The organism is uncultured Rummeliibacillus sp. (genome assembly GCF_934216135.1).
Lineage (GTDB): Bacteria > Bacillota > Bacilli > Bacillales_A > Planococcaceae > Rummeliibacillus.
Genome location: NZ_CAKQBI010000010.1, coordinates 107,021 through 117,888 on the forward strand (window position 1 = coordinate 107,021; position 10,868 = coordinate 117,888).

12 protein-coding genes, 2 pseudogenes and 1 other annotated feature are annotated in these 10,868 nt (G+C 31.7%); of the genes and pseudogenes, 3 read left to right on the top strand and 11 right to left on the bottom strand.

The window, feature by feature from the left end; all coding sequences use genetic code 11:
* Positions 1–57 precede the first annotated feature (57 nt).
* The 4 genes from Q0977_RS08855 to Q0977_RS08870 all read right to left on the bottom strand — a co-directional run bounded on the left by Q0977_RS08855 (position 58) and on the right by Q0977_RS08870 (position 4,624).
* Positions 58–579, bottom strand: a complete 522-nt coding sequence (locus tag Q0977_RS08855) for a GrpB family protein (RefSeq protein ID WP_124217887.1) — start codon at positions 577–579, stop codon at positions 58–60.
* Between the two features lie 610 nt (positions 580–1,189).
* Entirely contained in the window at positions 1,190–2,758 is a 1,569-nt protein-coding gene (locus Q0977_RS08860; RefSeq protein ID WP_299512724.1) for a 2-isopropylmalate synthase, read from the bottom strand.
* A 109-nt stretch (positions 2,759–2,867) separates the two neighbouring features.
* Positions 2,868–3,105 (bottom strand) — a binding site (T-box leader).
* A gap of 64 nt (positions 3,106–3,169) precedes the next feature.
* Positions 3,170–3,949, bottom strand: a complete 780-nt coding sequence (locus Q0977_RS08865; protein ID WP_119416476.1) for an ABC transporter ATP-binding protein — start codon at positions 3,947–3,949, stop codon at positions 3,170–3,172.
* Between the two features lie 48 nt (positions 3,950–3,997).
* A complete protein-coding gene (locus Q0977_RS08870; protein WP_299512727.1) occupies positions 3,998–4,624 on the bottom strand; it encodes a LysE family translocator in 627 nt (208 codons plus the stop codon).
* 281 nt (positions 4,625–4,905) lie between these two features.
* Here Q0977_RS08870 and Q0977_RS08875 point away from each other — a divergent pair.
* Positions 4,906–5,310 (top strand): annotated as a pseudogene (locus Q0977_RS08875) (amino acid ABC transporter ATP-binding protein); the annotation flags it as partial.
* Positions 5,311–5,347: 37 nt separating this feature from the next.
* Here the strand turns inward: Q0977_RS08875 and Q0977_RS08880 are convergent.
* Positions 5,348–5,479, bottom strand: coding sequence for a hypothetical protein (locus Q0977_RS08880; RefSeq protein WP_255416321.1), 132 nt, complete (start codon positions 5,477–5,479; stop codon positions 5,348–5,350).
* A gap of 307 nt (positions 5,480–5,786) precedes the next feature.
* Here Q0977_RS08880 and Q0977_RS08885 point away from each other — a divergent pair, with 307 nt between their 5' ends.
* Entirely contained in the window at positions 5,787–5,969 is a 183-nt protein-coding gene (locus tag Q0977_RS08885; protein WP_299512739.1) for a hypothetical protein, read from the top strand.
* 10 nt (positions 5,970–5,979) lie between these two features.
* Here the strand turns inward: Q0977_RS08885 and Q0977_RS08890 are convergent, their stop codons facing one another.
* Together Q0977_RS08890 and Q0977_RS08895 are read right to left on the bottom strand one after the other, a co-directional pair.
* Entirely contained in the window at positions 5,980–6,855 is an 876-nt protein-coding gene (locus tag Q0977_RS08890; RefSeq protein ID WP_299512741.1) for a TIGR03943 family putative permease subunit, read from the bottom strand.
* 13 nt (positions 6,856–6,868) lie between these two features.
* Positions 6,869–7,738 (bottom strand): permease, encoded by an 870-nt coding sequence (locus Q0977_RS08895; protein ID WP_299512743.1) that lies wholly within the window; start codon positions 7,736–7,738, stop codon positions 6,869–6,871.
* 177 nt (positions 7,739–7,915) lie between these two features.
* Between Q0977_RS08895 and Q0977_RS08900 the strand changes: the two genes are divergently transcribed.
* On the top strand, positions 7,916–8,737 hold the full coding sequence (locus Q0977_RS08900; RefSeq protein WP_299512746.1) for a methyl-accepting chemotaxis protein: 822 nt from the start codon (positions 7,916–7,918) through the stop codon (positions 8,735–8,737).
* A gap of 90 nt (positions 8,738–8,827) precedes the next feature.
* On the opposite strand, the gene Q0977_RS18250 is transcribed toward Q0977_RS08900, so the two are convergent.
* The 4 genes and pseudogenes from Q0977_RS18250 to Q0977_RS08915 all read right to left on the bottom strand — a co-directional run bounded on the left by Q0977_RS18250 (position 8,828) and on the right by Q0977_RS08915 (position 10,782).
* Positions 8,828–9,127: a TIGR04104 family putative zinc finger protein gene (locus Q0977_RS18250; protein WP_367269464.1), complete on the bottom strand. Its 300-nt coding sequence runs from the start codon at positions 9,125–9,127 to the stop codon at positions 8,828–8,830.
* 24 nt (positions 9,128–9,151) lie between these two features.
* Positions 9,152–9,514, bottom strand: a pseudogene (locus Q0977_RS08905) (hypothetical protein).
* A gap of 325 nt (positions 9,515–9,839) precedes the next feature.
* Positions 9,840–10,250 (bottom strand): DoxX family protein, encoded by a 411-nt coding sequence (locus tag Q0977_RS08910; RefSeq protein ID WP_119417452.1) that lies wholly within the window; start codon positions 10,248–10,250, stop codon positions 9,840–9,842.
* Positions 10,251–10,341: 91 nt separating this feature from the next.
* Positions 10,342–10,782 carry a MarR family winged helix-turn-helix transcriptional regulator gene (locus tag Q0977_RS08915; RefSeq protein ID WP_299512751.1) on the bottom strand — a complete coding sequence of 147 codons (441 nt, stop codon included), beginning with the start codon at positions 10,780–10,782 and terminating at the stop codon, positions 10,342–10,344.
* Between the last annotated feature and the right edge of the window lie 86 nt (positions 10,783–10,868).

Below are 10,868 nucleotides of genomic sequence, written 5' to 3' on the forward strand. Positions count from 1 at the left end.
AGCAACAAGCCATTGGATATTCAATGGCTGTTGTATTCTCAGAGATTTTTTGTTACTTTATATATCTTTTTCTAGTTTCGCTTTCTGCAATACTGTACGAATAAAGGGCTCTTTGTTTTTTGTATATGTATGTCTGTCAAACGCATATTCAGATGCCAAATTTGTCTTTAATAACGCATATTCTTCCGCAAATTCGGGATGATTTCTTAAGTAGTTTCTAAATAATATTTTTTCTCTCCATTCCGAACTGTCATATTCACAAATATGCAAATGACAAGTACCTTGTCCCCATTGACCTTTTCTAAAAAATTTTCTATCTTTGAATTCTATTTTTGGGACATATTCATAACCGATATCTTGAAGTGGTTGAACTAGCGAAGAAACTTGTTCCAAATGATGTATACCTACCATTATGTCTATAATGGGCTTTGCTTTTAATCCTATAATAGCTGTGCTTCCTATATGCTCTATATGTAATATTTGATCACCTATTGCATTTATGATACTTGTTTTTTCATATTCAAATTTTTTCAACCAATTTGGGTTATAGTCTACAAGAGTAACTGTCGTATGTTTCATTTTCCCACTCCTTGGTCTAATATATTTTAAAAGGAGAAACTAATGAGAAAAATCTTAAATAATCGATATTTAGAATTCACCTTAATTTTACTAGTTACATGCTCAGTTAGCATCTATACATATATTAACGGCAAGTTATATTTTTATATTAATGGTTTAAGGCACTATGCCGTTTATCCATTAATAATATTCACGATATATGTAATAATTTTATTGATCAACACGAACTATTTAATAAGAAAAATACAATATTGGAGTTTAATATTCTTAACAATTGGATGTTTACTTATCTATAATTATGAAAAACCAAAATATACTTACGAAGATGCACTTGATATAGTAAAAGAGAAAGAAAAGCTTAATCATACTCTTATATTACAGCCAGAATTATATACAAAAAGAGATAATGATTATTATCAAATTTATAAAATATTAGGACAATCCAAAGGCATAAACAAATATTTTTCTTTCGACCCATATTCAGGGCAAGTTCATGAACTTGATTAGTGTGTTTTATATCACTATTTTCATTTCCTAATTGAATGATATAAAAGAAGCTATCCATTTCGATAGCTTCTTAAGTACAAATCAATTATTCTACTATGGTATTTTATAATACTGGAAGGAGTTTTTCGATAATAATACTATTAACTGCATTCATATAAGCAAGTGCACTTGCTTTGATGACATCTGTATCAGTAGCTTTTGCTATATATTTTTCTCCATTATATTCAACTTGTAGTTTTACTTTTCCTAGTGCTTCTTTACCTCTTGATACACTAGAAATTTTGTATTCAAGAAGTTTAATATCCATATCAATGATTTCTTTCATCGCTGAATACAATGCATCGATTGGTCCTGTTCCTACAGTACTTGCACTAAATACTTCGTTACCCTTTTTAACTTTAATGCTTGCAGATGGGAAAGTAGTGTTACTAATAACTTGCAAATCAACTAGTTCGTAGAAATCCCCACTATGACTTTCAATTTTTTCAGCCATTTGGTGACGTACAAAATATTTTTCTACAAGGATATATAAATCATGGTTATATACCTCTTTTTTAGCATCTGCAAGATTTAAAAAGTCAGCGAAAATTTCTTCAAATTGTTCATCTGTTAAAGTTCCAACTGAAAGTTTTTCTAGTGCATTTTTTACTGCATGTCGACCAGAACGAGCTGTTAAAACAAGCTCCATATCATCTAAACCTACTTCAGTTGGGTGAATAATTTCGTAAGCATCTCGTGATTTTAGAAGACCATCTTGGTGAATACCTGAAGAGTGGGCAAATGCATTTTCACCTGTGATTGCTTTGTTAACTTGAACATCTAATCCCATTAAGCTACTGACGAGTTTTGATGTTGTGATTATTTCTTTTGTATTTACTCTTGTTGCAACATCGCGAAAATAATTACCACGTGTATGTAATGCCATGACCACTTCTTCAAGGGAAGCATTTCCTGCACGTTCACCAATACCGTTAATCGTACATTCCACTTTATCTGCCCCGTTTTTAATAGCTGCAAGTGTATTTGCTGTTGCCATGCCAAGGTCGTTATGACAGTGAACACTTAGTAATACTTTATCATTTAAGTTTTTAATACGATCATTAAGTTTATAGACCATTTCTCCAAATTCTTCTGGAACTGCATAACCAACCGTATCAGGTACATTTATCATTGTAGCTCCTGCCTTAATGACGGCTTCAATTGTTTTCCATAGATATTCAAAATCTGAACGAGATGCATCTTCTGTAGAATATTGAACTTGAGGTAGTAAGCTTTTTGCATATTTTACTGCTTCAACACCAATATCTAGGATTTGATCTTTTGATTTACCAAATTTCTTTTCAACATGAATATCAGATGTTCCGAGTACCATATGAATCATTGGATTTTCAGCATGTTTAACGCTATGATATACCGCATCGATGTCAGCTTTAACGGCACGTGCAAGAGCTGTAATCATAATGTCGTCCGTGTTACCTACTTTTTGTGCTACTTCTTTCACTGCATTGAAATCTCCCGTAGATGATGCTGGGAAACCCGCTTCAATAATATCTACTTGTAATTTTTTTAGTTGCTTTGCCACTTCAAGTTTTTCATAAATATTCAATTTTGCACCCGGTACTTGTTCACCATCACGTAAAGTCGTATCAAAAACCCAAATTTTTCTTGTCATATTTACCACTCCTCTTTTAGTAGTATGGCGTTGTCATTAGTGAATTGTTTCGATTAAACAATTTTAACAAAGCCAAAAAACAAAAAATCTCATCTCTATAGAAACTAACTATAGAGACGAGATTAACTCGCGGTACCACTCTAATTGAACAATTTAAAATTGCCCCACTCATTCGATAGTGATCACTATCTATCCTAATAACGGTAGGAATCCGAACTCCATTACTATTATAGGTTCACGGAGTAGCTCATGGACGAGTTCAAAAGTATATAACGACCGATTCACACCACCCATCGGCTCTCTTTGCGCTTATAACACTTTTTACTATTTCCAATCTTGGCTTTAATTTATTTGATTGATTGGATTGTAACGCAGAATCTTAGATGCTGTCAACAAAATTTTTAGAAAATTTTATGATTTCAGAACTAATAGTGGTCTTTCATTTCTCCAAATACATTCGACAGGCATTTCAAAAAACTCGCTTAAATTTTCACTCGTAAGCATCTCATTTGTTTTTCCTTTAGCAAATACTTCGCCTTTTTTTAACAACAATGTATGCTGAAATTCCGGTAATATTTCTTCTACATGATGTGTCACGTAAATAATTGTTGGACCGTCTTTTAACTTGGCAATCTCTCCAATTGTTTTAAGTAAGGATTCTCTAGCTATAAAGTCAAAACCCGTAGCAGGTTCATCTAAAATTAATAACTCTGGTTCGCCCATAAGTGCACGCCCTAACAAAACCCGTTGTTTCTCACCTTGTGATAATGTTTTATAATCTCGATCTGCGTACTCGATTGCACCTAGTTGTCGTAACAATTTAATCGCTTTCTCCCTAATTTCTGGTGTAGGCTTTTCGTACAATCCGATTGAAGCATAAGCACCGCTTAAAATAATTTCAAATGCACTATCTAAGGGATTTAATTTTGCTTGGAATCCTGCTGATACAATACCTATTTTACGTCTTAGGTGTTCCCCTAGAACTGATTTACCAAAAATTTTCCCAACAACTTCAACTTGACCACTAGTTGGAAAATAATAGGCACATAGCATATTTAATAATGCAGTCTTTCCTGCTCCATTTAAACCATATAACACCCAATGTTCGCCCTTATTAATCTTCCAATCTATATGATGTAATATCCATGCATCATCTTTTTTAAGTGAGACATCTTGTAAATGTAGTACCATCTTAAACAACTTCTTTCTCTCTAATATACTTTTTAATATATTGATATATTAATATTTATCTAAAGCTAGTTTTATACCGAACCCTACTAACACCGTTCCAGTAACACCCTCAATTGCCATTTGGGTTTGAGGCTTCATCATAAAGCTACGAATAGTATTAAGCAAAAGAATATAAAATACAAACCATATTGCTGTAAGAACAACATATGTTAGCCCCATCCAGATGAATGGTAAAAATGAATGATTATTCGAGTCAACGAATTGAGGTAAAAAGGTTAGAAAGAACACAGCAACTTTTGGATTTAGTAGATTCGTTAAAAAGCCTTGCTTAAAACACGCATGATCATTAAGTTCTATACCATTTTTATGTTCTATCAAACTCTCTTCTTTTTTCTTTTGGATTGAAATAAACGATTTAATCCCCAGATAAATTAAATAGGCTCCCCCCACATATTTAAAAATAGAAAAAAGAAAAGCCGATTTAGCAATAATAGCTGACAATCCCACAACTGCTGCAAATGTATGAATGAGTAACGCACAACAGGTTCCAAATATCGTTTTTAGTCCACCTATTTTTCCCTTTATTAAAGTATTTTTAGTTGCAATAGCTGTATCAGGACCTGGTAATAGAATAAGTAAAATGCACATTGTAACAAACAACCAATATTGATGCATCTTATTCACCTCTTTCTTTGAATAGCTACATTTTATCAGAATATTAAGAATAAAACATAGTGATCATACTAATTTATATTCATAAAAACCTAAAAAGCTATATTGATATATTTACCTTTGTACTCTCATAAAAAGTTAGATTAAATTTATCTCATATTGAGATTGACACTTATCACAAAATATTCATATAATTCTGAATATGGTTAATATATATTTACTACTTTGGTTTAATAGATTGTATCCATCTTATTTGCAAAGGGGATTTTATAGATGATATACACTCTAAAGAAAAAGCAATTGCAAAAGGAAAAGAACTTCTAACCTCTCTTGGACTAGAAGATAAGTTTGATGTTTACCCTTCCAGATTATCTGGTGGACAACAACAAAGGGTTGCCATTGCTAGAGCACTTGCAATGGAACCCCATGTAATGCTCTTTGATGAACCTACTTCAGCACTTGACCCAGAGATGGTCCAAGAAGTTTTAGACGCTATTCGTAAATTAGCTGCTGACGGTATGACCATGGTCGTAGTAACTCACGAAATGGGATTTGCCAAAGAAATTTGCAATCAAATTGTTTTTATGGCTGAAGGTCAAATTGTTGAAGTTGCTCCACCAGAAGAGTTCTTTTCTTCCCCTAAATCTGAACGAGCAAAAACATTTCTTTCTAAAGTTTTAAACCACTAATCCATTCTAAATAAAAAAGAGCACATAAGTGCTCTTTTTATCCAACCAATTCATGTTTAACTACTTCATAAGCTTGACAAATAGATTCCATCATTTCATCAGATTCATGTTTTAGTAGTTTTTTTGCAATAAGATAAAGGTCCGCATCATCGTGATCGGCTAGATTCATAAGAATTTCTCCTTCTATTTTATTTACGTAAAATTCTATTTTATTATCCATATTCCTCTATTCCTTTTCTATTAATAATATTTATATTAAATTTATTTCATCCAATTTTATATACCTATATATTACAACGTCAGACATCTTACATCTATGCTTTTGTTCTATTTTTATTTTTAATTGTGTCAGATATTTGTCATAATAATTCTTTTTCTGTATGAGACCGTTTACATTAATTAAGGCCAAATTTTCTGAATAAAATCCTTGCAAAACAGAACGAATGTTCTTATAATGAAATTGAGGTGATTTTCAAATGCATCCGCTTGAAAAGCAAAGAATTCAACTATCCCCCACTGACAAAGATACTTTAGAAAATGCTGCAAAAGAATTTTTGCAAACAACATCAAAAGAACTTCTCTTAGATAACATTACGCTTTACAAAAATTTTCAAAAAAAGAAAACGGTTGCTCAATTGAACAACCGTTTCAAAAATTGAAGATTTATATTTATTTTTGTTTTTTTATATTTGGATTATCATATCCTCTAAATGTATATGGCTCGTCTGGTTTTTCAGTTTGATTGACCTTTGTTACTTTTAAATACGGAATGTTTGATTTAAAAGGTTGATAGTAAATTGTGGAGAGTTTACCTTCTACATTCACCCATTGATCATTTTTTAAATGTTGACCATCAGGTAATTCAACGAGCATCCCATAGACCCCTGCATCTGCTACACAGTGAATAACGCCAAAACGTAATACGAATACTTGATTTTTTCCTAATTCATTCTTTTCACCATGATATATAAAGCCTTTATACGAAACAGTTTTCTCCATAAATTCGCCAGGGAAATTATATAGGGTTTCCATACCCATTAAGAAATCATCGTCATTTAGAGCTACTATTTTCATTTTTGAGAACTCATCTAATTCTTGCTGCATTAAATCTAAATAACCATCTTTTCCAAAGAAAATACTAGTGTCTGGCTTTAAATATTGTGGCTTAATAAATTGATCACCTTTTTGAAGTGTATTTAATGATTGAAATGAAAAGCCTTTTGATTTCACAACTGTGGAGTCAAGTGTTGCGATAGGCAAACAAAGACCCGTTATCAAAGGAAAGATGAAAATTGCATAAAACAAGATTCTTCTATACCATGGTTTGTTCTTTTCATGCTCATGATTATGTCCACAATCACATTCAACCTCTTTTTCATCTTTAGCCATATTGATAATTTGTACTATCGTTAATATAGCAAATAAAATGATACCTAATATATTAATGTATTGATATTTCATATTAATATATTTCGCATTATCCCCTGAGGCATAGAGGTAATAAAAGAAATACGTAAATCCCATTAAGATCAATGATCGAATCATCTTTATCGCCCTCCTAAACAAGCATAGAGCTGATAAATACGAAGATTATTATATACAAAATCAGCACTACAATAAATTTTTTCTTAAATGTTTGTAGCATCATTAATAGGTTTTTGATATCTACCATCGGACCTATTAATAAAAATGCTACTAGTGAAGAGGTTGAAAACGTACCTCTAAAGGAAGCAGCGATAAATGCATCAGCTTCTGAGCAAAGTGATAATATAAACGCTAAAGCCATCATCACTAATGATGAAGTAGCTTTTGTTTGACCTAGTTCCATTAGTAACGATGTTTTAACAAAAATTTGCATTGATGCGGCGATAAATGCACCGATAATTAAATACTTTCCAACTGAAAAGAATTCTTCAACAGCATGATTTAATGTACCTACAAATTTTTGCCAAAGTGTTTTCGCATGTTCATGGAGATGATCATGTTCATCTCCATCTAAAAGTTGTGTATCTTTGTATTGGAAAGACAAGATTAAACCAATAACAAAAGCAATGATGAACGCTAATCCTCCACGATACCAAACCATTTGCCAACTATTACCGAATGCGATAAAGGTAGAAAATAAAACTATAGGATTGATAATTGGCCCTGTTAACATAAATGGAATTGCAGCATGCAAAGGAACCCCTTTTTTTAATAGACGGTGAACAATGGGAATAATCCCGCATTCACATGCCGGAAATAAAGCACCAATAACTGTTCCATATAAAACAGCAAGCACCCTATTTTTAGGAACTATTTTTGCAATCATTTGCTCGGTTACGAACATTTGAATTAGTCCTGATATGAAAACTCCAATCAGTACAAAAGGCAATGCCTCAATAATAATACTGATAAAAATAGTATTTAACTGTAAGAATGTAGACACGCGTTTATAACCTTCTTTTCTATATCTCTCATAACATATGCATTTTACTCTTTTTAAACTTTAAAAGAAAACAATTTAAATAATATAACCAAATAACACCATCATTCTGCATATTTTTTCTATTTAGTGATATAATAGTAATCAATTTACAACATAATAGAATTGAGGAACAGAATGATGATTAACAAAATTGATTCATTAGAAAAATTCATCTCAACTGTGAATATATACAAATCTGCGATACCAGCAGACCTATCAATTGCTATCTGTGATTTAGAAAAATTTATTGCCTATTTCCCTGGCGATACTATTAATTTACATATTAAACCTGGACAACCATTAAACCCTGAAGAACCTTTATTAGTCGCTCTAGAGAAAAACATACGACTTCAAGATGATGTCCCAGCTGCGTTTTACGGTTACGAGTTTACTGGTACTGCACTACCATTACATGATCAAACAGGAAAAGTAATTGGCGGAATAGCTATCCAAGTCCGAAAACAAACAGAACTTAAAGCAATTACCGATCAAATTTCAAAATCTTTAATAGAAGCAAATACACAAATTAACACAATCACTGAAGGATCTAATTCACTTGCTGAAGTCTCGCAACAATTATTGTCACAATCTCAGCATGCAGGGAAAGAAATAAAACAAACCGATGACGTCCTAAAAGTGATTAAAAGTGTGGCAGACCAAACAAATTTACTGGGTCTAAATGCAGCTATCGAAGCAGCACGTGCTGGAGAGAAAGGAAAAGGATTTGAAGTTGTAGCAAATGAAATCCGAAAGTTCTCAAAAGAAACAGTTAAATCCACCCAACATATTAAAGAAACCCTAACTAGGATTAAAGATGTTACAGAACAAATGGGAAAATCTATTGAACAAATATCCACTGTGGAACGTGATCAATCAACCTCTATAGAAAGAATTTCAGACTTTATAAAAGATATTCAAAAAATGTCTATTCAACTAAACACTTACGCTAAAAAATTGTAAACCATCATTTTTAAAGTATATCAAACAATCAAAAACGCATCTCATGGATGCGTTTTTGATTGTATAAATGTATTTTTGCTAAAAAATTTTTTACCAAAGTACTTCCTCTTGATTGCTCAGCTTTATCAAGAATGGGATACAGCCAATATAAAAAATATAAATCAATATCTCTGAAGTTATGATATATCGCAAAGGAACTCCAAATGATATAAAGGGGACAAAAATGAGAGAAATTAATATCCCCACAATACTTAATCGGTTTCTTGATTTTACAGAAATATATTGTTTGGTTTGACAGCCATTACATTTTAACTTTCGCTTAAATGCAAACAATTGAACAATTGTTTCCTTCCACCCCCATTGGTGACCACAATGCTTACATGTCGGCATTCCATCTAACTCCTTTCCAAATCACTACTGATTATCAAAATTTATTTTTTTCAAAACTGAATCCTTTAAAGTTCTATATTGTGTTTCATTTGTATCGAGAAATGCTTCGCTTCGACTAGATAATAGATCGTCATACTGAATTGAGGTTCCAAATTGAGATTCAGTAAAATCATATCTTTTACCATGAATATAATTATAATAATGCCAACTTTCCTCTACCTTTGTTTTTATAATTTGGCCATATAATAAATCATTTACAACTAATACAGTTACACTACATTAGCCTTTTGCAGGATTTTTCTCTGTCCATTTTGAACTTGTTTCAACCTACCAAGAATTAAACAAAGCATTACGTAAGGATATAATCTTTTTATCTAATTCTTTCAAACTTTTTCCCCCTTATAAATATGAATTCTAAGAAAAAGTATATTTTTCCATATAAGAACATTATAAGATAATTGTATATTTATGTAAATAATAAAAATTTTTATAAAATCATTTCTGATTCTCCACCTAAAAATATAATAGGGTGAATATATTTAATTTTCCGGCACTTTTTTAGGCAAGCTAACAACAAACTTCTATAAATTTAAATTAACTTTATCAATCACTTTTTCTAAAAGCATACTCAATTACACAATTTATATATACAAAAAAAATCAACAGTTTACTTTGAACTGTTGATTTTTTTTAAAACATAATATAATCTCAACTACCAAAACTTAATGTCATAAAGTGCATCTAAAGAAATAGAACCGGCACCTGCTAAAGCAATTCCTAGTGCAACAGCAATTAATACCACATTATACTCAATTCCACCCTTATCAGAGAAAAGCCCATTTTTCCCATGCACAGTTACAATGGCAATAATCATCGGTACAATGATAAAAAGTGCGGCCAAAGGTGTAAGGAATCCCAACAAGAAAAGTATTCCACCAACTAATTCACCAAAGCCAGCTAATAATGCCATTGGTTTTCCTGGTTTAATACCTATTTGTTCAAAAAATGCACCTGTTCCAGCTGGTCCGCCACCTCCAAACCATCCAAATGCTTTCTGTGTACCATGAGCTGCAAAATATAGTCCAACGATTACTCGTATTATTAATAGACCGATAGCTTCCATTATAAAAACCCCCAAATTTTTATTTAGTTGCTATAGCAACTAAAACAACGTTCTTCATTTTAATAGAAAGTCCCGATCATTGAAAGTTTTTTTACTTATTCTTATTTGAATCTACATTTCGTTGCATTTTTAACAGTATATTATTTACCATTTGTAGTTCCTCATTAGTGATTCCTGAACAGACTATACGATTAAATTCCTCAGTAATTGGATAAACCTTCTCACCTAAACTAATGCCCTTTTCAGTAAGATACACATTGAATGATCGACAATCTTTTTCATTTACTTTTCGACTGATTAATTCTTTTTTTTCTAAACTACAAATCATTCGAGCGATATTCGTTTTATCTTTATTAAGCCTTTTAGCTATTTCATTTTGGCTTAATCCATCTTTTTCCCATAAAAGTATCAAAATTAAGTTTTGTTCAGGTGCAATGTTTAAGTGTGCTAATTTTGCTTTAATATAGCTTGTTAAAGCTAAGTCTGTTTGATGAATTAATATACTTATATAATCATCCATTGAAATTTTCATATATAAACTCCCTCGTATATTAGTAGTAAGAGCTCTTTCCGATAGAATTTCCAGTTGATCCGGACAACTGGTGATTCAATTGGATT

Coding starts and splice junctions, on each gene's coding strand:
- Q0977_RS08865 (WP_119416476.1), bottom strand. CDS start 3,949: ATGGTACTACATTTACAAGATGTCTCACTTAAAAAAGATGATGCATGG.
- Q0977_RS08870 (WP_299512727.1), bottom strand. CDS start 4,624: ATGCATCAATATTGGTTGTTTGTTACAATGTGCATTTTACTTATTCTA.
- Q0977_RS08860 (WP_299512724.1), bottom strand. CDS start 2,758: ATGACAAGAAAAATTTGGGTTTTTGATACGACTTTACGTGATGGTGAA.
- Q0977_RS18250 (WP_367269464.1), bottom strand. CDS start 9,127: ATGCCGACATGTAAGCATTGTGGTCACCAATGGGGGTGGAAGGAAACA.
- Q0977_RS08890 (WP_299512741.1), bottom strand. CDS start 6,855: ATGATTCGATCATTGATCTTAATGGGATTTACGTATTTCTTTTATTAC.
- Q0977_RS08915 (WP_299512751.1), bottom strand. CDS start 10,782: ATGAAAATTTCAATGGATGATTATATAAGTATATTAATTCATCAAACA.
- Q0977_RS08855 (WP_124217887.1), bottom strand. CDS start 579: ATGAAACATACGACAGTTACTCTTGTAGACTATAACCCAAATTGGTTG.
- Q0977_RS08880 (WP_255416321.1), bottom strand. CDS start 5,479: ATGAATCTAGCCGATCACGATGATGCGGACCTTTATCTTATTGCAAAA.
- Q0977_RS08885 (WP_299512739.1), top strand. CDS start 5,787: ATGCATCCGCTTGAAAAGCAAAGAATTCAACTATCCCCCACTGACAAA.
- Q0977_RS08900 (WP_299512746.1), top strand. CDS start 7,916: ATGATTAACAAAATTGATTCATTAGAAAAATTCATCTCAACTGTGAAT.
- Q0977_RS08910 (WP_119417452.1), bottom strand. CDS start 10,250: ATGGAAGCTATCGGTCTATTAATAATACGAGTAATCGTTGGACTATAT.